The 946-nt window shown below is 74.0% G+C and carries 1 protein-coding gene; it reads right to left on the bottom strand.

Going from position 1 to position 946, the window contains the following annotated elements; all coding sequences use genetic code 11:
- Positions 1–897 (bottom strand): DUF5685 family protein (locus tag ABD879_RS32695; protein WP_345025668.1); only part of this gene is annotated, 897 nt, incomplete at its 3' end.
- Positions 898–946 lie beyond the last annotated feature (49 nt).

The raw sequence follows: 946 nt of genomic DNA, 5'->3' as shown, positions 1-946 counted from the left end.
GCCCTGCGGGGGATACGGCCCCTGCGGGACGTGCCCGCCCGGCGGGTAGGCGTTGAAGACGCGGTCGATCGACCGGCGCACCTCCCGGTCGAGCAGGGCGCGCGCCAGGCGGCGGTCCTCCATCCGCACGTCGGCCAGCGCCAGCCGCAACCCGTGATGGGCCTCCTCGCACAGGCGGCGCGCCTCACCCACATGCGTACCGGTCGCGACGAGGGGGTTGTAGGCGCCCGACGCCAGATCGTCCGGCAGGTCCTCCACCGCGTCCACCAAGTGCGCGATACGCCCGAAGAACCGACCCGCCTCCGCCAGCGCCCCGGCGTTCCCCTCACGCCCCGCCAACACCGCCGTATGCGCGAACACCGCCGCCACCGCCGTCTCCGTCGGCTCGGTCAACTCCAGCAGCCCTGCACCCCCGGCGGCCTCCAGCACCGGCTGACGCGCCACCGCCTCCCGCAACACCCCCGCATCGAAACCCACCGCCGCCCCGGTACGCGCCCCGGCCCCATCCCACCGATCCGCCAACCGCCCGGCGGCCGCGGCCACCAACCGCCGCGCATACACCCCGTCCCCATCCGCCACATGATCACGGACCCTGCCCGCCGCCAGCAGCAGCGACGCGGCCGCCGCCAACCGCGCACCCTCCGACCGCGCCGACACCACCCGCGCCCCGCGCAACCCCCGCAACGCACACGGCCCGGCCTTACGGCGCGGCGACACCTCCGGACGCTGCGCCTCCACCAGCACCGACACCAGCAACCCGTCATAGTTCGTCACCAGACGCGCCGCCTGCCCGTGCTCACGCCGCAACGTCAGACACAACCCGCACAGATGCGCCAACCAGTCCTCGAACAACCCCCCGCACAGCACATGCCTGCACGGACGCACCACACCGAACATCCTCCGGGCACCCCCCACTCGCCGAACCGCGACAACACACACGGACGCG

It is taken from the genome of Actinomadura keratinilytica (assembly GCF_039539665.1).
GTDB classification, from domain to species: Bacteria; Actinomycetota; Actinomycetes; order Streptosporangiales; family Streptosporangiaceae; genus Spirillospora; species Spirillospora keratinilytica.
The sequence above is the reverse complement of the archived record's forward strand: the minus strand, read 5'-3'. Positions and strand labels throughout refer to the sequence as shown.